The sequence below is a fragment of the Gulosibacter sediminis genome (genome assembly GCF_030011715.1).
GTDB classification, from domain to species: Bacteria; Actinomycetota; Actinomycetes; order Actinomycetales; family Microbacteriaceae; genus Gulosibacter; species Gulosibacter sediminis.
This window is the reverse complement of record NZ_JASCYH010000104.1, coordinates 1-302: the sequence shown is the minus strand read 5'-3', so window position 1 is coordinate 302 and position 302 is coordinate 1. Positions and strand designations below refer to the sequence as shown.

Here is a 302-nt window from a genome sequence, read left to right as displayed (position 1 = left end):
CATCTACAAGCTGCTGGGGGAGCCGACCGAGTCACCGTACGGCACGCCGATCCCTTCGGAGGTCGACTGCGGTCTGCAGCCCGACGTGGAGTTTTTTCGCGGCGTAGCCTCGCTCGACCAGGCCGAGATCTCTTCGGGCGATGTTGCCGAGGTGCGCCGCCTCGGCGAGCCACTCCAGGCCGACCTCGAGTCGATGCGGATGTTCCGGGAGCAGGGCGTGCTGCCTGGCAGCCGGGTCGTGGGCGAGTATCTCGGCGACGACATTCGTCTCTCGCCGGTGGGAGGGGCGACGAAGGTCGACG

The 302-nt window shown here is 67.9% G+C and carries 1 pseudogene; it reads left to right on the top strand.

The annotated features are described in order from the left end of the window. A pseudogene (locus QM019_RS12740) lies at nucleotides 1-302 on the top strand (dihydrofolate reductase); the annotation flags it as partial.